Raw genomic sequence first — 1,029 nt, 5'->3', positions numbered from 1 at the left:
GGGGGCCCGCACAAGCGGTGGAGCATGTGGTTTAATTCGATGCAACGCGAAGAACCTTACCTGGTCTTGACATCCACAGAACTTTCCAGAGATGGATTGGTGCCTTCGGGAACTGTGAGACAGGTGCTGCATGGCTGTCGTCAGCTCGTGTTGTGAAATGTTGGGTTAAGTCCCGCAACGAGCGCAACCCTTATCCTTTGTTGCCAGCGGTCCGGCCGGGAACTCAAAGGAGACTGCCAGTGATAAACTGGAGGAAGGTGGGGATGACGTCAAGTCATCATGGCCCTTACGACCAGGGCTACACACGTGCTACAATGGCGCATACAAAGAGAAGCGACCTCGCGAGAGCAAGCGGACCTCATAAAGTGCGTCGTAGTCCGGATTGGAGTCTGCAACTCGACTCCATGAAGTCGGAATCGCTAGTAATCGTGGATCAGAATGCCACGGTGAATACGTTCCCGGGCCTTGTACACACCGCCCGTCACACCATGGGAGTGGGTTGCAAAAGAAGTAGGTAGCTTAACCTTCGGGAGGGCGCTTACCACTTTGTGATTCATGACTGGGGTGAAGTCGTAACAAGGTAACCGTAGGGGAACCTGCGGTTGGATCACCTCCTTACCTTAAAGAACTGTTCTTTGTAGTGCTCACACAGATTGTCTGATAGAAAGTGAAAAGCAAGGCGTCTTGCGAAGCAGACTGATACGTCCCCTTCGTCTAGAGGCCCAGGACACCGCCCTTTCACGGCGGTAACAGGGGTTCGAATCCCCTAGGGGACGCCACTTGCTGGTTTGTGAGTGAAAGTCGCCGACCTTAATATCTCAAAACTCATCTTCGGGTGATGTTTGAGATATTTGCTCTTTAAAAATCTGGATCAAGCTGAAAATTGAAACACTGAACAACGAGAGTTGTTCGTGAGTCTCTCAAATTTTCGCAACACGATGATGAATCGAAAGAAACATCTTCGGGTTGTGAGGTTAAGCGACTAAGCGTACACGGTGGATGCCCTGGCAGTCAGAGGCGATGAAGGAC

1 tRNA gene and 1 rRNA gene are annotated in these 1,029 nt (G+C 51.3%); both read left to right on the top strand.

The features are described 5' to 3' along the window. Positions 1-618 (top strand): 16S ribosomal RNA (locus RTW80_RS25915); the annotation flags it as partial. Between the two features lie 85 nt (positions 619-703). After that, positions 704-779: transfer RNA gene (locus tag RTW80_RS25910), tRNA-Glu, on the top strand. Positions 780-1,029 lie beyond the last annotated feature (250 nt).

The sequence above is a fragment of the Escherichia sp. AM3 genome, from assembly GCF_032029835.1.
Classification (GTDB): Bacteria; Pseudomonadota; Gammaproteobacteria; order Enterobacterales; family Enterobacteriaceae; genus Escherichia; species Escherichia coli.
This window is presented reverse-complemented; position numbering and strand designations above follow the sequence as displayed.